The 18,011-nt window shown below is 71.3% G+C and carries 14 protein-coding genes; 8 read left to right on the top strand and 6 right to left on the bottom strand.

Features of this window, described 5'->3' with window-relative positions:
• Window positions 1-22: 22 nt before the first annotated feature.
• Complete coding sequence (locus tag FHS29_RS04365) at window positions 23-964, top strand: ABC transporter substrate-binding protein (protein WP_184688392.1); 942 nt, start codon at window positions 23-25, stop codon at window positions 962-964.
• 68 nt (window positions 965-1,032) lie between these two features.
• Here the strand turns inward: FHS29_RS04365 and FHS29_RS04370 are convergent, their stop codons facing one another.
• On the bottom strand, window positions 1,033-3,831 hold the full coding sequence (locus FHS29_RS04370) for an AfsR/SARP family transcriptional regulator (protein WP_184688394.1): 2,799 nt from the start codon (window positions 3,829-3,831) through the stop codon (window positions 1,033-1,035).
• Window positions 3,832-4,358: 527 nt separating this feature from the next.
• A complete protein-coding gene (locus FHS29_RS04375; protein ID WP_184688396.1) occupies window positions 4,359-4,898 on the bottom strand; it encodes a hypothetical protein in 540 nt (179 codons plus the stop codon).
• A 456-nt stretch (window positions 4,899-5,354) separates the two neighbouring features.
• Between FHS29_RS04375 and FHS29_RS04380 the strand changes: the two genes are divergently transcribed.
• Both FHS29_RS04380 and FHS29_RS04385 read left to right on the top strand, forming a co-directional pair.
• On the top strand, window positions 5,355-6,134 hold the full coding sequence (locus FHS29_RS04380) for a class I SAM-dependent methyltransferase (RefSeq protein WP_184688398.1): 780 nt from the start codon (window positions 5,355-5,357) through the stop codon (window positions 6,132-6,134).
• 162 nt (window positions 6,135-6,296) lie between these two features.
• Window positions 6,297-7,121, top strand: a complete 825-nt coding sequence (locus tag FHS29_RS04385; protein ID WP_184688400.1) for a transglutaminase-like domain-containing protein — start codon at window positions 6,297-6,299, stop codon at window positions 7,119-7,121.
• A 95-nt stretch (window positions 7,122-7,216) separates the two neighbouring features.
• On the opposite strand, the gene FHS29_RS04390 is transcribed toward FHS29_RS04385, so the two are convergent.
• The gene (locus FHS29_RS04390) at window positions 7,217-7,501 is read right to left on the bottom strand and encodes a hypothetical protein (RefSeq protein WP_184688664.1); all 285 of its coding nucleotides are present in this window, start codon (window positions 7,499-7,501) and stop codon (window positions 7,217-7,219) included.
• Between the two features lie 232 nt (window positions 7,502-7,733).
• Here FHS29_RS04390 and FHS29_RS04395 point away from each other — a divergent pair, with 232 nt between their 5' ends.
• Window positions 7,734-8,162 (top strand): VOC family protein, encoded by a 429-nt coding sequence (locus FHS29_RS04395; protein WP_184688402.1) that lies wholly within the window; start codon window positions 7,734-7,736, stop codon window positions 8,160-8,162.
• 393 nt (window positions 8,163-8,555) lie between these two features.
• The gene (locus FHS29_RS04400) at window positions 8,556-11,861 is read left to right on the top strand and encodes a S8 family peptidase (protein WP_184688404.1); all 3,306 of its coding nucleotides are present in this window, start codon (window positions 8,556-8,558) and stop codon (window positions 11,859-11,861) included.
• A 110-nt stretch (window positions 11,862-11,971) separates the two neighbouring features.
• Here FHS29_RS04400 and FHS29_RS04405 read toward each other — a convergent pair whose 3' ends face one another.
• Entirely contained in the window at window positions 11,972-12,259 is a 288-nt protein-coding gene (locus tag FHS29_RS04405; protein WP_312864741.1) for a TetR/AcrR family transcriptional regulator C-terminal domain-containing protein, read from the bottom strand.
• A 17-nt stretch (window positions 12,260-12,276) separates the two neighbouring features.
• Here FHS29_RS04405 and FHS29_RS04410 point away from each other — a divergent pair, with 17 nt between their 5' ends.
• Window positions 12,277-13,335 (top strand): FAD-dependent monooxygenase, encoded by a 1,059-nt coding sequence (locus FHS29_RS04410; protein WP_312864753.1) that lies wholly within the window; start codon window positions 12,277-12,279, stop codon window positions 13,333-13,335.
• A 165-nt stretch (window positions 13,336-13,500) separates the two neighbouring features.
• Here the strand turns inward: FHS29_RS04410 and FHS29_RS04415 are convergent, their stop codons facing one another.
• Window positions 13,501-13,899, bottom strand: coding sequence for a hypothetical protein (locus FHS29_RS04415; protein WP_184688408.1), 399 nt, complete (start codon window positions 13,897-13,899; stop codon window positions 13,501-13,503).
• A gap of 166 nt (window positions 13,900-14,065) precedes the next feature.
• Between FHS29_RS04415 and FHS29_RS04420 the strand changes: the two genes are divergently transcribed.
• The gene (locus tag FHS29_RS04420; protein WP_184688410.1) at window positions 14,066-16,324 is read left to right on the top strand and encodes a tetratricopeptide repeat protein; all 2,259 of its coding nucleotides are present in this window, start codon (window positions 14,066-14,068) and stop codon (window positions 16,322-16,324) included.
• Between the two features lie 66 nt (window positions 16,325-16,390).
• Here the strand turns inward: FHS29_RS04420 and FHS29_RS04425 are convergent, their stop codons facing one another.
• Window positions 16,391-16,918 carry a hypothetical protein gene (locus FHS29_RS04425; protein WP_184688412.1) on the bottom strand — a complete coding sequence of 176 codons (528 nt, stop codon included), beginning with the start codon at window positions 16,916-16,918 and terminating at the stop codon, window positions 16,391-16,393.
• A 535-nt stretch (window positions 16,919-17,453) separates the two neighbouring features.
• Between FHS29_RS04425 and FHS29_RS04430 the strand changes: the two genes are divergently transcribed.
• A complete protein-coding gene (locus FHS29_RS04430) occupies window positions 17,454-17,894 on the top strand; it encodes a hypothetical protein (RefSeq protein ID WP_184688414.1) in 441 nt (146 codons plus the stop codon).
• Window positions 17,895-18,011: the final 117 nt, after the last annotated feature.

Raw genomic sequence — 18,011 nt, forward strand, 5'->3', positions numbered from 1 at the left:
CGAACTCGTATGGAGGTCCGTGATGACCGTTCGGGTGGGGTTCTTCCCGCACAACAACTCGCTGTTCGTGCTGCGGCACACCGGCATCCTGGAGCGCAGGCTGCCGGACGTGACGTGGGTCGACCTCCGGGCGCTGCCACAGGGTGACCGGCCGGACCCGCGGTCGGGGCTGCCGAGCGTCCACAGTGACCAGTTGTTCGCCGACGGCGGCTACGACGTCATCGGCACCGGCTTCACCCCGCCGATCACCGCGCTGGGCGCCGGCCGCGACGTCGTCTACCTCGGGGTGTCCGGTCCGCGCACCGAGAACGGCAGGCTCGTGGTGCCGGCGGACTCGCCGATCAGGCAGGTCGCCGACCTGCGCGGCCGCCGGGTCGGCATCGCGCACGGCTCGTGGCAGACCACGCTGTTGCTGTTCGCACTCGACCAGACGGGGCTGACCTGGGCGGACGTCGAACCGGTGAACACCGGGGCCGATGCGGCGCAGCTGTTCCTCGACGGCCGGATCGACGCGTGGACCGGCTCCTACCCTGATCTGGACCGGGTGGAGGCGCGGACCGGGGTGCGCACCCTGGTGCGGACCGAAGGGCTGTTCAGCCACCCGTCGCTGTGGTTCACCCGCCGCGACTTCGCCGAGACCCACCGGGCGGAACTGGCCGCGATCGTCGAGTCGTTGCAGGAATCCGACCGGTGGATCACCGACAACCCGCGCGCCGCCGCGCAGTACTTCGTGGACGACGCGGTCGCCCGGGGCGAGGACGCCGACCTCGACGCCTGGGAACGCGCACTGCGCAACCGACCGTTCGGCGTGAACCCGGTCGACGACACGTTCCTGGAGGAGCAGCAGCGCGCGGCCGACCTGCTCACCGCCAACGGCCTGCTCCCCCGTGCGGTCAACGTCCGGGACGCCGTCCTGCCGTGGGTGAACGACCTCGTCGCGGGCACGCTCCCGGCTCGCGCTTGACCGCCGACCCGGCGTTGGCGGGCAGCGGATGCCCGTCAGCGCCGGGTCGTCCGGGTGTGGTGGTCAGGTCAGGTCTGGTCGAGCGTGGCCAGACGTTGCCGGATGCGGTCGGCGTGCGTGGTGCGGTGTTGTGCTCGGTAGAGGCCGAGGGCGCGATCCCAGGTGTTCCGGGCTTCAGCGCGCTGACCGGTGGCGGCGAGAACGTCGCCGAGGCGGCTGAGCGTGTCGGCTTCCGCGTAGGTGTTCCCGATGTCGCGACGGAGGTCGAGGGCCTGGTGGTAGTAGTCCTGGGCGTGGGCGTGCAGGCCGGAGTGGTGGGCGATGTAGCCCAGGGTGTCCAGCGCGGCGCCTTCGCCCACGCGGTCGTGGTGTCGGCGGAACAGGTGCAGGGCGGCTTCGCAGTGGTCGCGGGCCTGTGACAGATCTCCCAGCAGGGCTGAGAAGTACCCCATCGCGTCGAGCATGTCGGCTTCCCACAAGGGATCCGGGTGGGTCCGGTAGTGGTGCAGGGCTTGGGTGACGTAGCCCAACGCTTGTCGGATGTCGCCGTGATCGGCTTGTGCCGGCCACAGCGCGTGGCGGGTTCGCGGCTGCCCGGCGGAGTCGGCTCGGCCAACCGGGATGAGGGCGTCTCGGGCGTGGGCGATGGCCTGGTCGTGTTGTCCGGTCCGGGCGTAGGCATGGGCGAGACAGCGGTGTGCCCGGGCGCGTGCGACCGGATCACCCGCTGCCATTGCCGCGTCGAGCCCCGCCCGCCAGACGCTCACGTCGTCGTGGACGTGCCCTCGCTGCCGGTGGAAGTTGTTCAACGACCAGGCCAGCTGCCATACGGCCTCGGGCAGCCCTTGCTGTGCGGCGACGTTCTGCGCAGCCAGCAGGGACAGGTGTTCGGCGTCGAACCAGGCCATCGCCGAGGCAGCGTCACTTGGCGGCGTCGGGCTGCACCCCTCGGCGGGCCGCCCCAGCCGGAGGGGTTGGCGGTGTGGGTACAGCAGGCGTTCGCCGGCGTAGGCGGTGTGGAGGTAGAAGTCGACGAGCCGGCGCAACGCGGCGGTGCGTACGGCTTCGCAGTCGGCTCGGCTGCTTCGCTGTTGTTCGGCGGCATGGAGGCGGACGAGGTCGTGCATCCGGTAGCGGCCAGGGGTGTGCTGGGAGACCAGGTACAGAGCCTCCAGTTCACGCAGGAGTGCACCTGCGCGGGCGGTCGGGAGTGCGGCCAGTGCGGCGACGGCGGGCAGGCTGATGTCCGGTCCGGGCATCAGACCCAGCAGCTCGAACAGTGACGCCGCCTCCGCGGTCGACGCGCGGTAGGAACAGGACAACACGGTCCGCAGGTCGGCGGTGAGCTCGCCGGCGTCGAGGGCGTCCAGCCGCGCCGAGGACTCGCGCAACTCGTCGGCGAGCACGGCGAGTGGGAAGCCGGGGTTGGCTGCGGCGCGGGCGGCCACGATGCGCAACGCCAGCGGCAGACCCGCGCACCGCGCCCGCAGTTCCGCCACCGCGTCGGGTTCGGCGGCCACCCGGTCCGGACCGAGGTGGCGGGCGAGGAGTTCGTGGGCTTCGGAGTCGTCGAGCACACCCACGTCCAGCCGGGCGGCTCCGTGCGCGGTGATCAGTCCGGCGAACCGGTGCCGGCCGGTGACCAGCACCGTGCACGACTTGCCACCGGGCAGCAAGGGTTCGACCTGGGCGCTGTCGCGGGCGTTGTCCAAGAGGACCAGCATTCGCCTGCCCACCACCAGGCTCCGGTACAACGCGGTCCGCGCGTCGAGGTCCAGGGGGATCGCCGCCGGGTCCACGCCCAGGGCATCGAGGAAGCCCCGCACTGCGGCGGCCGGGTGCAGTGGCGGTTCCGAAACGTCGAAGCCCCGGAGGTTGACGTACAGCTGCCCGTCCGGGAACCGCGCGAGGTGCTGGTGCGCCCAGTGCAGGGCGAGCCAGGTCTTGCCGATCCCACCCGCCCCGCCGATCGCCGAGACCACCATCGGCGCGGCCAGGTTCGCCGTGGTGTCGAGCGTCGCGGTGAGCGCGGCGAGTTCGTCGGCCCGACCGGTGAACAACCGCGGTGCCGCCGGCAGTTGCCGTGGTGTCGGCGGTCGCACGGACACGACCGTGCCGGGGTGGCCGTCGAGCCGCGGGTGCCCGGTCAGGATCCGGTGGTGCAGCTCCCGCAACGGAGGGCTGGGGTCGGTGCCGAGTTCGTCGGCAAGGCGCAGACGTGTCCGGTGGTAGTGGTCGAGCGCGTCGGCTTGGCGGCCACTGCGGTACAGCGCGAGCATCAACTGTGCGGCCAGCCGCTCGTCCAAGGGCCGTTCAGCGGCTCGTTCGTGCAGTGCGGCCAACAGTTCCGCGTGTCGGCCCTGGCGCAGTCCGATGTCGGCGTGGTCCAGCTCGGCCGCCTGTCGTTCCTTGTCCACGGAGGCGCGGACGCCGGCCAGCCAGGGGGTGTCCAACCCGGTGAAGGGCTCTCCCCGCCAGAGTCGCAGCGCGTTCGAGAACAGTTCCAAGGCCCGGCTGTCGTCGTCGGTGGCACGGCCTTCGTCGAGCAGGCGGCGGAAGCGGCACAGGTCCACCGTCCCCTCGTCGACGGTGAGTGCGTAACCGCCTGATCGTCGGACGATGCCGAAGTCCCGCACGTCCGCCAGCGCGCGGCGCAGACGAGCCAGGTACGAGTGCAGGGCACCGCGAACCCGCAACGGCGGGTGCCGGCCCCACACGCGATCGACGAGCTGGTCGATCGACACCGCGTTGTTCGCGTCGACCAGCAAGGCCGCCAGCACACACTGCTGCCGGGCCGGACCGATGTCGACCGGCCGGTCGTCCACCCGTACCTCGATGGCGCCGAGCAGACGGAACTCCACCGCCATCTCGCTTCCTCCGCCGGACACCCTAGCGGGATAGCAGTTCCGGCTGGTCTGTTCAAGCGGAATCGCCCGACATCCCCCGATGGGCGAGCCCCATCCCTTCGGGGCGCACCAGGCCACCCCCATCGACGGACGCCGTCCGAAGCTTCGGCCTGGTGCACTGGAACGGCCCTCGACCGGGACAACGACTTACCGGCCGTCGAACAGGTCCAAGCGCTTTTCGCGGTAGCCCGGAAGTTCGGCCAGGAAGGGAACAAGGAACAGGCTCGGGCTACGATTTGGACGCGGTACACCTCTGCGACGAGGCCATCGAGTTGAACCGGGATCAGAACGCGCCACCCTTGGCCTCCGTCACCGTCGAGGCTCTCCGCGCAGTCGAAGCTGACTCCCGCAGCGGTTCTGCGTCGAGGATGGCGATCCGGAGTTCCGGCCTTCTCCTACGTCATCTCCTCCTCCGCGATCGACGACGAGCGGGCCCGCCCCGGAAATCCGGAGCGGGACCACCCGTCGGTCCTCACTTTGTCGGGTCGTCAGGGCGCGACCCGGTCGAAGCGGAGCGAGGTGTAGCCGGCGCCGTCCGAGTAGATCTGCGCGACCGTCGCCGCCCCTGCCGCGTCGACCCGCCGAGCCTGGAGCCGGATGGTCGTCGGCCCGTTCACGCGGATCACTTCGCTGATCGGCGCGGTCTGGTTGCTGCCGGTCAGGGCGTCGCCGACGTTGTGGTCGATGATCTGGTTGATCAGCCGTTCACTCTCCGGCACAGGCGTGTTGGTCGTGGCGTTCCACAGCCGGGCGGTGATGTACGCGTTGACGGAGGGGACGCCGGAGAGGCGTCCGCGGACGTCCGCGTCGAGTTCGTACGTACCGGAGAACGGCAGCGCGACCGTCAGCGGCGTGTCCGTCCAGACACCGTTCGGCAGGTCCACCTGCGCGTGCAGGTGGGCGACCGCCTGGTCCGCCTGGATGGCGGGCTGAGCCGCACTGACACCGCTCTGGGTGACCACCACGGTCGTGGCGAGTGCCACCACGGCTGCACCGATGGCGGTCAAGGGCGTCCGAAATCGTTTCATCGTGCTCATTCCTTCTCGCGTCGCACCGGGAAATGGGCGGAGCGGAGTTCCGGGAACGCACGAAGCGCCCGGACTTCCGGTCTGATTTCTGGCGAGGTGAGGTAGCACCTCTTCGCCGACGTGGCAGAGCAGTGCCGACACCGATCGGGAGCGTCGTTCGGCAGGCACGGTCGAACCTGCGCAGGACTCGACCGCGGCAGCCGACCACTGCCACAGGGCATTCATCTCGAAAAGGGGAATCGGCACTCGGACGGTTACCGGTAGGACCATCCTCCGTACGATTCTCACCGTAGAGCCGAATGCCCCCGGCTGCGATAGACCAACAGGATGAAGCTTTGTACGCGCACATTTGCGGACCCATCCGACGTAATGCACCCTCGACTGCGCTCAATGCGCCGCGAGCTGGAATCAACCCGGGGCGCAACGGATCGGATCGGCGCGCCCTACGGTGGCGGGATGAGCGACCTGCCTGAAACGTTCGATGAGGTCTTCCTGGTCTCGGAGCGGTCGGAGTGGCTGCGCCGGGCGTTCCCGCCACTGCTGGACGCGGACCTGCCGCCGGAGGTGGAACCGTTCTCCTTCGTGCCGATGTCCGGCCTCGAGGAGATCGCGTCGGCCGTCCGCCCCGGGCCCGGTGGACGCCTGGTGGACGTGGCCTGTGGGCGGGGCGGGCCGGGGATGTGGGTGGCACGTCGAGTCGGTGCCACGTTGTGCGGTGTCGACGGCTCGCCGGTCGCGGTCGCGTCCGCATCACGACGACGCGACGCGTTCGGTCTGGGGTCCACCGCGCGTTTCGTGGTCGGGGACTTGGCGGACACCGGACTGGACAAGGGCATGGCCGACGCGGTGATGTGCGTGGATGCGTTCCAGTTCACCGAGGACCGCGACCGTGCCGCGCGGGAACTGCGGCGTGTGCTGCGCCCCGGCGGCCGACTCGTGCTGACCTGTTGGGAAGCCCGCACCCCAGGCGACGTGGACGTCGCGGAGAGGTTCGCGACCCTGCGCTGCGATCAAGTGTTGCGCGACGCCGGGTTCACCGACGTGGACGTAGCCGAACGGCCCGCGTGGGAACAGCGCCGGCAAGCCGTCTACGAGGCAGCGCTGGACGCCGGCCCGTCCGACGATCCCGGATTGACCCTGATGCAAGCCGAGGCACGTACCGCCCTCGCGGGGATGCCCTCCGTCAGACGCGTCCTCGTCACCGCTACGAACCCCACCAGGACCGACGGCTCGTGACCGGTGGGTCCGTCGCACTGCGAGTGGACAGTCCTTTGAGGACGAATCATCGAATATCGCGCCCTGAAGCCAATCCTGGAGAGACGATCGAGCGGCCCGGCGGCAGCTCGATCAAGCAATAGTGCGACCACGCCGGTCGTCGACCGCCTATGATCGTGCCGCATGGTAGAAGTCATCGACTACGCACGCCCCGGACCGCTCACCAGCCTCGACGGCGTAGATCCGCTCGCCCTGGAATCGATCGCCGCCGATCCTCTGAGCATCTGCCTGCCAGTCCACGACTTGGTGATCCAACCCACCGGCGCGCAGACGCTGGACCTGCCTGCCGATCGCTTCGACGAAAACCAGATCCGGCCCGCGAGTTCGCTGGTGCAGCGGTTGCTCGCGCTGGACCCGGCACCGCTGACCACTGCCCGCGAACCGGACAAGCGCGTGGTGGGCACCTGCCGGCACTTCGCCGTGCTGAGCTGCGCGCTGCTGCGCCACCGCGGAATCGCGGCCCGCGCCCGCTGCGGCTTCGCCACCTACTTCCAGCGCGGCCAGGGGCTCGACCACTGGATCACGGAGTACTGGGACGACAGCAGCTCGCGCTGGATCCGCGTCGACTCGGAGATCCTCGGGCAGACCGTGCTGCCCCACCCGCACGACCTGCGCCCAGGGGAATTCCTCACTGGCGGCGAGGCGTGGAGTGCCTACCGGCGTGGCGAGATCGACGCTTCCCGGTTCGGCGTCCACGGAACCGAGAACTGGGGACCGGCCGAGATCCGCGGCAACGCCGTGAAGGACCTCGCCGCGTTGAACAAGGTCGAGGTCCTTCCGTGGGACGAGTGGGGGCGCATGACCGATGCCTACGCAGGGAAGACCGGTGCGGACTACGACGCTCTGCTCGATGAGCTCGCCGACGTGTGCGCCACCGACGATCCCGCTGCCGTGAGCGCCCTCTACGAACACGAGGATCTACGCGTGCCGGCGGATCTGCTCCGCTGACCAGCCTCCGCAGGCGTCGACCACCCCGGTCGCTCAATACCCTGGCTCCGGCCAGGGCGTCACGCAGCGCGCAGGAGACGCCGTGCGGTGAGCGTTCACTCCCCCGATGGACGCCGCTCCCGGAACGTGTCCGGCGCGGACTCGGGCACTTCGGTGCGCACCTCCGAGTCCCGCAACACCTCCCGCGCCTGCGCCTCGGGGTCGGCGCTGCCCACCCGCTGCTCCTCGGGCAACAGCTCGGCCCTGGCCACCGCTCGTTCGTCGACCCCGGTGCGCCGGTCGAACTCCTCCGGACGGTCGAGGTCGTGCTCACGCCGGACCCGCTCCTCCTCCTCGGCGGTCAGGTCGGTGGCGCCCAGATCCAGTGGTTCTTCGCTCATCACCGTGACTTACCCCGTCCCCGCCGTGTCCACGCACCGAAGTGGGATCCCGCAGACCTCGCTCCAACCGCGACCACCACGCTCGACACTCGAACGCCGTGTCCGCCGCGCCCTTCCAAGCGATGCTCCGCTCGAACCCGTCGACCACATCCGACGAACCCAGAGGATTCACCATGCGGGACTTGGCGCATCCTGTCGTCCACAGCGCACAATCGCCGTGGAGGTGATCAATGTGACCGAGCGGGAGACAGTACCCGTGCTGCGTCAGGTGGTCCTGGACTGCACCAACGCCCGATCGCTGGCGGAGTTCTACCGGCGCCTGCTGGGCCTGGCCTACCGAACGGGCGACGAGCCGCCGGAACCCGGAGCGGCCGACGAGCGCGGCTCCGACTGGCTGGTGCTGAGAAATCCGGGCGGCATCCAGCTCGCTTTCCAGCAGGTCGACACGCTGCCCGAGGCGAGCTGGCCGGACCCCGGCCCGGTGCCGCAACAACTGCACCTGGACCTGACGGTGGCGTCGATCGAGGACCTCGACAGGCAGCACGACCGCGTCCTGGAACTGGGCGGGCGGCTGCTGTCCGACCGCAGCGACGACCCGGAAGAACCACTGCGCGTCTACGCGGACCCGGCCGGCCACCCGTTCTGCGTCTTCGTCGCCTGAACCGACCGCGTGACCGAAGCCGCGCCGACTACGCGACGGGGCAATACCGGACGCACCGTTCCGTTTCGTATTTCCGAGGTGGACCGACTTCGCCTGGCGAAGACGATCCGCCACTCGAGAATGCCGAGTGAGGGGGAATAAAAACGACCTGGCCGAATGGGCAGGGCGGTCCAACGTCGCTGTTCAGCGGCTAGCTGAGGCCAATCCGATCAAGCCTTGCCGCCGGATGACCGCAGGACCTTGAGGATGATCGCCAGTTTTGCGATGCGGATCACACGTCTCGCCCCGCCGGCCCCGATCCATCACGGAAGACCCGTGCCAGAGTTGAAGTGATCATGCTTTCGACTTTTCGGACGTAGGGGGAATTCCGTGTCAGGTCGAAGATTTCCCAAGATGTTCGCCGCGGTCGCGATATCGGCGGCGGCGGTCGTGCCGGTCGGGGCGTCCGCCGCGCCCGCGGAGGCACCGGAGCCCGCGTCGGCCGGCACCTCGGTCACCCTGATCACCGGCGACCGGGTGGAGGTGCGCGCGACGGGGGGCGCCCGCCCGGAGTACCAGGTGGTTCCCGCGCCGCGGGACGGCCACCCGGTCGGGTTCCAGACCCGACGCGAGGGCAACCGGGTGCACGTCGTGCCCGGCGACGTCGCCCACCTGGTGCCCGACGTGCTGGATCCGGCACTGTTCGACGTCACGTCACTGGTCGAGATGGGGTACGACGACGCCAAGGCCGACAGCCTGCCGCTGATCGTCGGGCACCCGGACGGGGTCCGGCTCGCGGACGCCGGTCCGGCGCTGCACGCCGTCCGCGAGCTGCCCACCATCGGGGCGAGCGCGGTGCGGCTGCCGAAAGCGGAGGCCGCCGCGTTCGGCGCGCAGCTCGCGGGCCGCGCGGACGGTCGGCGTTCCGCTCTGTCGGGCATGACGTCGATCCGGCTGGACCGGAAGGTGCGGGCGAGCGAGCTCGACTGGAACCTCACCGACGTCGGGGCGCCGGACGCCTGGTCGTCAGGCCTCAGCGGCGAGGGCACCACGGTGGCCGTGGTGGACAGCGGCGTCGACGCCGGACATCCCGACCTGGTGGGCAAGGTGACCAGCGAGGACTTCACCGGCAGCGGGACGACCGCCGACCAGGCCGGGCACGGCACGCACGTCGCGTCGATCCTGGCCGGCACCGGCGCGGCGGCCGGCGGTGCCCGCAAGGGGGTGGCGTTCAACGCGAAGCTGCTCTCCGCCAAGGTGCTCGACGCGAACGGCGAAGGGCAGGCGTCCTGGATCATCGCCGGCATGGAGTGGGCGACCGCCCGCGGCGCCAGGATCGTCAACCTGAGCCTGGGCGGCCGGGCGACCGAAGGACCCGACCCGCTCCGCGACGCGGTCGACCGGCTCTCCGCCACCTCCGGCGCGCTGTTCGTGGTCGCCGCGGGCAACCGGGGCTGGGGCCAGTACACGGTGGACACACCCGGCGTCGCGGAGTCGGCCCTCACCGTCGGCGCGACGACGCGGACCGACGAGGTCGCCTGGTTCTCGTCCCGTGGTCCCACGCTCGGGCGCTCCGGGCTCAAACCCGACGTGGTCGCCCCCGGTGAGGCGATCACCGGGGCCCGCGCCGAGGGGACCGGCAGCGAGCCGGGGCCCTACACCACGCTCCAGGGCACCTCCCAGGCGACGCCGCACGTGGCCGGGGCAGCCGCACTGCTCGCACAGCAGCACCCCGACTGGACCGCCCGGCAGCTCAAGGGCGCGCTCATCGGCACCGCCACCGCGCTGCCGAACCCCGGACTGACGGCGTTCGACCAGGGCGCGGGCAGCCTGGACCTGGCCAAGGCGATCACCGCACAACTGCTCGCCGAACCCGGCACGCTCGACTTCGGCCTCCAGAAGTTCCCGCAGCGCGAGCCGGTGGTCCGCACGATCACCATCCACAACAAGGACATCCAGCCGCGCACGGTCGACCTGAACGCGTCGCTGCGCTCCCTCCCCGCCGCCACACCGGCTCCCGCGGGGATGCTCACCGTCTCCCCCGGCACGATCACCGTGCCCGCCGGCGGGACGGCCACCACGACCGTGACCCTCGACCCCAGGCTGGGTGATCCCGGTCAGTACGACGGCACGCTGTCGGTTACCCCACGGGGTTCCTCGGCTCCCGCGGTGCGGCTGCCGGTGGGCTTGGAGAAGGAACCCGAGAACTACGACCTGACGGTCGGCGTGGTCGACCGCAACGGCACGCCTTGGGCGCACGGCGCCGTGGACGTATTTCCGATCACCGACGGGCTCGGCCGGTTCTACACGATCAACCTGGACCAGAACGGTCGCGGCAGCACCCGCGTTCCACCGGGGCCGTACCAGGTCTCCGCGCAGATCCGCACCCCGGCCGGCGCGGCGGGACCGGAATCGCTGGCGGTGGCGGGCAATCCGGAGGTCGTCGTCACGGCGGCGACGTCGGTCGACATCGACGCGCGGCCGGCCGTGGCGGCCACCGCGGGCGTCGACGGCGTGTCGACCCGCGTCGGGCAGCAGGACCTCTACTACTCCCGCAGCGGGCCGAACGGCAACGGTTTCATGTACTCCATGTTCAAGGGCAACGCGCCCGGAGACCCCAACGTGGCCGACCACCTGTTCGTGCAGCCGACGAAACCGGTCACCGCGGGCCGCTTCGCCCTGACCTCGCGGTGGCGGCTGCTCGCCGACGGCCTCGACGGCCGACCGAGCCTCTACGACCTGGTGTTCGCCGACGACCGCGTACCGGACCGGCCGCACCACCAGCTGACCGCGACGGACGTGGCTCAGCTGTCGCAGCGGACCACCACCTACCGCACGCTCGGCAAACCCGCCAACGCCTACGAACTCCGCTCGTTCGAGAGCGACATGGTCCCGACCCCGTTCCGCACCTACCACGGTCTGCAGGTGCCGGCACGACGCGTGGAAGCGGTCACAGCCAGTCCGAACGTGCGCTGGACGCACTGCGTGACCGCGTACGACCCACCGGTCATCAACCTGTGCACACCGCCGACGGCGCACCGGCCCGGCGAGCGGGTTTCGGTGAACCGGCTGATGCCGTTGCGGCACGTACCGTACTTCGGCCGCACCGACACCCTGCTCCAAGCCGAATCGCAGTACGGCGACGGGGTGGGCATCGGCCGCCTCGACGGGTCACCGGTGAAGCAGGCGCACCTGAAGCTGTACCGGGATGGCAATCTCATCGGGGAGTTGCCGACCTTCAGCGGCTTCTTCGAGGCGGAGCCGGGCAACATCCGGTACACGCTCGAAGCGTCCGTCCAACTCGAACCGGGCACCTACCCGTGGTCGAACACCTCCCACAGCCGCTGGACGTTCACCTCGCTCCCGCCGGGCCCGGACGGCGGAACCACCCGGCCGGACGTCCTGGTGCTGGACTACCAGCCGCAACTCGAACTGGACGGCAAGGCGATCGCGGGCCGACCGCTGACGTTCGACATCCGCCCGACGCTGCTCGAATCGCGCGGAACGCCGACGTTGCGCGAGTTCACCTTCGAGGTGTCGGCGGACAACGGCACGACCTGGCGGCCGGTGCCGACGACCGTCGTCGGCCAGGTGCGCCGCGGCACGGTGCCCGCGACGTCGCTGCCACCCGGCGGGGCACTGTCCGTGCGCGCGGTGGCCGCTGACACTGCCGGAAACCGCATCGAGCAGACGACGACCAGGATGTTCGGCGTGCGCTGACCGGAACCGCCACGCAGACGGGAGAGCAGTCGCACCGACTGCTCTCCCGTCTGCGTTCCCCGGCGAGTCGGTTCGCCCACGGGGGAACCAAGCCTGCCGGCTCCGCCTGGTCATCCGCCCGGAGGCCGTGCGCCGGTACGCGTACTGACCGGTCCGTGACCCACTCGGGCCGCAAGACCGTCGAGCACGCAGTCCAGGCCGAACTCGAACTCGGCGTCGGGGTCGGGTTCCGCGGCTTCGAGGACGCGGCGGGCGAGCATCGGGTGCTCGCCCGCCGCGAGGACCTCGCTGATGTAGGGGCCGACGCTGCGCTGCCACTGCTCTTTGGTCAGCCCGGTGCGCTGCTCGGCGCGCCGGGCGGCCTGTCGAACTGGAAGGGCCCGACGGCCGCTACTCACTGCGCTGCGCGCGCGTGGTGGCTGCGGACGGCACGCACAGCGCCGTGCGGACCGCGCTCGGCGTGGGCACCTCCGGAGCGGGCGACCTGGGCCGGGCGATGATCAACATCCTGTTCCGCGCCGACCTCCGACCCCACCTGCGGGGATGTCCTTCGCCACCTGCACGATCACCACGCCGGAGGCGCCCGGCCTGCCGGCGACCGTGGACGGCGAGACGAACTGGGTCTTCCACGTCGCCTGCGACGTCGACGGGGGCGAGCGCCCCGAGGACTTCACGCACGAGCGCTGCATCCGTCCAGGCGGCGGTCGGCGATCCCGACCTCGCCGTCGGGGTGCGCAGCGTGCTCCCGTGGCGGCCCCGGAGTTCCCTGGCCGACCGCTTCGCCGTCGGCCGCGTGTTCCTCGTCGGCGACGCCGCGCACACCGTGTCACCCCTGGGCGCGTTCGGCCTCAACACCGGCGTCGCCGACGCCCACAACCTGGCGTGGAAACTGGCCGCCGTCCACCACGGCGAGGCAGGCGCCGGCCTGCTCGACACCTATGCGCAGGAGCGCGAGCCGGTCGCCGCGGCGACGCTGGACCAGGCGATGCGCAGGCTCGCCGACCCGCAGCTGCACTGGGGGCGTGGACCCGAGGCCGACGCCGCCAGAGCGGCGGCTGGGGTGTGGGCGGCGCCGGTCGTGCACCTCGGCCGGCGGTACGACTCGGCTGCCGTGGTCGACCCGCGGCCGGAACTCCCGTCCACAGTGGACCTGGCGGTGGCGCTGGGCGGGTCGCCGGGTTCACGGGTACCCCACGCGTGGGTCGACGGGATCTCCACGCTCGACCTGGTCGCGTCCCGGTGGACCCTGCTGGTGGGTGCCGCGGGCGACCGGTGGCTCGCCGCCGCGGCGGAGGTCGGCCTACCGGCGCACCGGGTCGGCGCACCGTGGCTGCCCGACGACGGGGCCGTGCTCGTGCGACCGGACGCGATCGTCGCGATGCGGGTCACCACACCGGTCCCGGACCCGGCGCGGTTCCTCGCCGACGTCCTGGACCAAGTGCCGGCCAGGCCGGTCGCGGTGCCGAGCACCTGACCGGGCAGCCGCCCTCGACCATCCGCCGCCGGTCGCCCACCGGCCGGTGGGCGACGCCTTCGATCACGCCACCTGAAGATCCATCGGATGTGCCCCAGCGCAGGACGGGCTGGCCCGGGTGACACCCGGGGCAGTCCGTCCTGCGCTGTCAAACGCCGGTCGCGCTCAGACGCAGAGCGGCGGCGTGGGGCTCGACTCCCGGTCGGTCACGTTGTAGACGACCCCCCGGTTGCAACCTGGACCCACCCACGTCGGCCACGTGTGGTAGTAGGTGTTGCCCGCCGACATCGTGACGTCCGGCGACCGGAACGTCTGGTTGGCCGGGTTCACCCACTCCAGGTGCCCGTAGAACGAACCGCCCGACTTCTTCTGGTACGAGACCCGGACGTGCCCCTGCCGGTTCACCGGCGTGATGGTGATGCACAACCGCCCGTTCGCCAGGTCGACGCACCTGGAGGTGTCCAGCGCTCCGACCGATTCGTTCCCGGCCGCCTGCGCCATCCCTCCCGTGATCGCCATCAGTGCCAGCGAGAACACCACCACCAAGCTCTTCCTGCTCTTCACCGCTACCCCCGCAGCCGCTTTCCCGTTGCCGGACAACACCGTCGCGTCCCCCTCCTGGTCGGACCACGCCCTTGCGGGCAGTGACCAATGCTGCTCGGACCCGGTCGTCGGGAACAGGCCGCCGACCGGCCACCCGTGGCCGGTCCGGGCTGGTACCAATGTCCCCATGGGGGAACGACTGGCAGGCACCCTTCGGCACTACCGCCGACGGGCGGGACTGACCCAGGAACGGCTCGCCGAGCGGTCCGGGGTCTCGATCCGGACGATCCGGGGCATCGAGACCGGCGAGCGCGGCAACCCGCAGCTCGTCTCGGTCCGGCAGCTCGCCGCCGCGCTCGACCTGGCGTCCGACGAGCGGCGCGAACTGCTGTCCGCGGCGGCGGGCGCGCCCGAGCCGACGGCGGGCCCGCTGCCTCGGCAACTGCCGCCCGACATCGCCGGCTTCGTCGGGCGGGCCGCCGAACTGGCCCGGCTCGACGCGGTGCTGCCCGTCGCCGGGCGGGAGCCGTGCGCCGTGGTCGTCTCGGCGGTCTCCGGCACGGCGGGCGTCGGCAAGACCGCTCTGGCGGTGCGCTGGGCGCACCGGATGGCGCACCACTTCCCCGACGGGCAGCTCTACGCGAACCTGCGCGGGTTCGACGCGGGCGGTTCGGTGGTGGAACCCGCCGAGGCGCTGCGCGGCTTCCTCGACGCGCTCGGCGCGGCTCCGCAGCGCATCCCGACCGGCCTCGACGCCCAGGTGGGCCTGTACCGGAGCCTGGTGGCCGGCCGCCGGCTGCTCGTCGTGCTGGACAACGCCCGAGACGCCGACCAGGTGCGCCCGCTGCTGCCCGGCACCGCCGGCTGCCTGGTACTGGTCACCAGCCGCAACCAGTTGACCAGCCTGGTGGCCGGCAACAGCGCCCACCCGCTGACGCTGGACCTGCTCAGCGCGGCCGAGGCGGAGCAACTGCTGGCCGCCCGGCTGGGCCGTGAGCGGACGGCCGCCGAGCCGGCGGAGGTGGCCGAGATCGTCGCCCGCTGCGCCGGCCTGCCGCTGGCGTTGGCGGTGGTGGCCGCGCGCGCCGCCGCCAGGCCCGCGTTCCCGCTGCGGGCGGTGGCCGCGGAGCTGCGCGAGGCCGGGGGCGACCTGGACGGCTTGGCGGGCGCGGAACCGAGCTGCGACGTCCGCTCGGTGCTGTCGTGGTCCTACCGGGCGTTGGACGCCGACGCGGCGCGGGCGTTCGCCCGGCTGGGTCTCGCGCCGACCGCCGAGATCGGTCTCGTCGCCGCCACCTGCCTCGTCGGCGCGCCGGTCGGTCGGGTCCGGGTGCTGCTGCGCAGGCTGGAGGACTGCCACCTGGTCGAACAGCACCGGCCAGACCGCTTCCGGATGCACGACCTCGTCCACGCCTACGCGGCCGAGTTGGCCCGGGACGTCGCCGGAGCGACCCGCCGCGCCGCGCTGCGCCGGCTGTTCGACATGTACCTGGTCGTCGCCGGTCGGGCGCGCGACCTGGTGATGCACAGCCCCCGCATCGCCGAGGTGGTGGACCTCGCCGCCGGCGAACCGGGCTGGCCCGAATTCGCCGACGAGGCCGAGGCCCTGGACTGGCTGGAGACCGAGCGCGGCACCCTGCTCGCGACCGTGCGGTGGCTGGCCGAACACGGCCGGCACGACGACGTCTGGCGGTTCTCCTGGCTGCTCTACGGGTTCTTCCGGACCCGGCAGCACAAAGCCGACTGGCTGGAGGTCGGGCGGCTCGGCGTGTCCTGCGCCGAGCGGCTCGACGACCCCGTGGCCCGGTTCCACGCCGCGAACTGCCTGGGCGGCGCGTACATGGCGACCGGCGACTGGGACCGGGCGATCGCGTCCTACCAGGACGCGTTGGCCGTCTGCCGAGCCGACCACGACCCGGCCAAGGCGGCGGTGTGCCTGAACAACATCGGCATCACGCTGATCAACAGCGGCAGCGCCGAGCAGGCGATCCCCTACCTGCGCCGGGCGTTGGCGCACGCCCGCACCGCGCAGAGCCCGGTCGACGTGGCCATGTACTCGCTCAACCTCGGCGACAGCTACTGCATGACCGGTCGTCACCGGGAAGCGCTCACCCACGGCCGGGTCGCGCGGGAGCTGTTCCACTCGCTGGGCAGGCGCTACCACTGCGCGGTCGCGGTGGGCAACATCGCCGAGTCCTACTTCGGCCTCGGGGCCTTGGCGGAGGCCGCGCGCCACGCCGAGGAGTCGCAGGCGGAGTTGCGCTCCGTGGACGCCCGGTTCGACGTCGCCAAGAACCTGCTGTTCCTGGGGCGGGTCCGCGCTGCCCAAGGCCGGCCGGACCTGGCGCGACAAGCCTGGGAGGAAGCCTTGGACACCTTCCTGGAACTGGACGACCCGCGGGCAACCGTCGTGGAGAACCTGCTGCGACGAGAGCGCGAGCGGTAGTCCGGCCACCGCTCCTCGATCGGCCCCGTTCGCCCACCAGTGACTACGCGGGACTGCCCAGTCAGATCATGACGAACCCTCCGCAGCGTCGTCGGGTTCGGGCGGCTGTCGGCAGGGGGTGAGCGCCAGGACGGCCTTGGACCGGTCGTGGTCCAAGAACCGCAGGCCCATGAAGTTGTCGCCCGCGGTGAAGCCGGGCAACGCCCACACCGCCTCGTAGGGAATCCGGACGCGCCAGTACCGTCGCAGGCTGTAGACGTTGGGCCACAGGCACTTGCCCGGGTCGGGGTTCCACAGGCGTCGGGCGAACGCGGGGTCGCGGAAGGCGTGCCCGACCTCGCCGATGGCTTGCACGTGCTTCTGGCCGGTGAGCAGCACGACGTCGCCGGTGCGCACGGTGGCCATGCGCCGGTCGTGCTTGGCGGTGGCGCCCCAGAACCGGGCCCGGCCGGTCGGGTGCAAGTCCTCCAAGCGCTCCAGAACTTCCGGATCGAGGCCCGCGTCCCGGTACGACACGGCCCGGTCCAGCGTGGCCGTCCCGTACCGACGGGCCTCGGGCGTGCCGTAGGACGGCTGGATGAACACCTGCACCACGCAGGTACCGTACCCACGCGATCGGTTCACCGAACCACGCATTGCCGGCGGCTCGGCGATCCGGACATCCTGCTGGTCGCCGATGCCGGCTACGACGAACCTCGCCTGGCCGACCTGCCTCACCGTGTTGGCGCGGACGCGCTCGAACCGGGTCCAGCGCCGTCCGGGGCGATCCCGAAACCGGTGCGGTTATGGTATTCCGGACCGGTCCGGACGCCGCGGATGGGCACGAACACGATGCCCGCCAGTTCGGTCGCAAACCTTGTGTTACTCATGGATCGCGCCTTTGTCAGTGCGGATGCGAGTGCGGATCCACTGTGTCCTACTGCTCGTGGGACAGGTCCCGGAAACGGCGAGGCAGCCAGTCCGCACAACACTGCGGAGTAGGTCGGCTCCCCGAGGCGATCAAAGAGCGGATCGGGCCGAACGGCAACAGGAGCCGCGACGGCTGATCCGCCGACCACAAGACTGGCTACGTGACAGTCCTTGTGCGGTGCGGTGCGCGGGGCTGCGGCCGGCAGGCTAGTTTGCTCGGGTGAGCCTCCTCGATGATGTAGCCGAGCGCGACGGCTGGCGGTGCTGGGTCTGCGACGAACCGGTCGACCCCGACATGTCGGTGAACGACCCGCGAGGGCCCAGCGTCGACAGCCGGACCGCCGACCGGAAGGCCAAGATCGCCGAGCGGCTCGCGCACCGCGGGTGCAACTCCCGCAAGGGCGCGGTCACAGTGGTCATCGCCTGGCCGGACCGCCTGCACGTGGTCGAACCCGCGCCGCTGATCACCGTCGCCGGGAGGCTGGAGCGCAAGGGTGGCCGCGAGATGGTGGCCCGCTGCCCGACCGAACAGGACGCCCGCGAGGCGGCGGATTGGCTGGTGGACCGGTTCTCCCGACTGGTACCAGGGCTGCCGGTGACTACCGACATCGAACCGGGCGGCGGCCAGTACCTCGTCATCCTGACCACCGGCCGCCGCTGACCAGGAATCCGTACCTGCCGACAACCTCATCCATGCAGGCCGCGGACCGCGCAAAGCTCAGTGCCGCGAAACGTGGTTCCGCCACCAGCGCGGCATCGAGCAGTTGCGCGCATGAGT

The sequence above is a fragment of the Saccharothrix tamanrassetensis genome, assembly GCF_014203665.1.
Lineage (GTDB): Bacteria > Actinomycetota > Actinomycetes > Mycobacteriales > Pseudonocardiaceae > Actinosynnema > Actinosynnema tamanrassetense.

Coding starts and splice junctions, on each gene's coding strand:
- FHS29_RS04375 (WP_184688396.1), bottom strand. CDS start 4,898: ATGAAACGATTTCGGACGCCCTTGACCGCCATCGGTGCAGCCGTGGTG.
- FHS29_RS04365 (WP_184688392.1), top strand. CDS start 23: ATGACCGTTCGGGTGGGGTTCTTCCCGCACAACAACTCGCTGTTCGTG.
- FHS29_RS04400 (WP_184688404.1), top strand. CDS start 8,556: ATGTTCGCCGCGGTCGCGATATCGGCGGCGGCGGTCGTGCCGGTCGGG.
- FHS29_RS04370 (WP_184688394.1), bottom strand. CDS start 3,831: ATGGCGGTGGAGTTCCGTCTGCTCGGCGCCATCGAGGTACGGGTGGAC.
- FHS29_RS04420 (WP_184688410.1), top strand. CDS start 14,066: ATGGGGGAACGACTGGCAGGCACCCTTCGGCACTACCGCCGACGGGCG.
- FHS29_RS04390 (WP_184688664.1), bottom strand. CDS start 7,501: ATGAGCGAAGAACCACTGGATCTGGGCGCCACCGACCTGACCGCCGAG.
- FHS29_RS04380 (WP_184688398.1), top strand. CDS start 5,355: ATGAGCGACCTGCCTGAAACGTTCGATGAGGTCTTCCTGGTCTCGGAG.
- FHS29_RS04385 (WP_184688400.1), top strand. CDS start 6,297: ATGGTAGAAGTCATCGACTACGCACGCCCCGGACCGCTCACCAGCCTC.